A 277-nucleotide genomic window follows, 5' to 3' on the forward strand; every position below is an offset into this window, starting at 1 on the left:
GGCTGATCCAGCTGTTCGGCGCCCAACAGGTGCAAGTGAAAAGGGATCTTGACCAAGCTGTTGCCAACGCTGCCCGCATGAGCGAATACCTCAGCGTAGTTTCCGGACATGAAAACAAAGAAAACTTCAGGAATTTCTTCCTCTCTCCCGAATGGCTGCAGCTGAAGCAGGCCTACACCAATATGCGCCACATGGGCATCAAAAGCCGTTTTGAGACGGATATTAAAAACGACAGCACGCGGATCACCATCGGTCTTCGTATAGCCAATGATAAATA

1 protein-coding gene is annotated in these 277 nt (G+C 49.8%); it reads left to right on the forward strand.

What is annotated here, in order from left to right:
• The coding region (locus ACPYOJ_RS35255) for a hypothetical protein (protein ID WP_481420370.1) at window positions 1-277 on the forward strand (277 nt) is incomplete at both ends.

The sequence above is a fragment of the Rhizobium sp. SVR5-9E genome, from assembly GCF_056755095.1.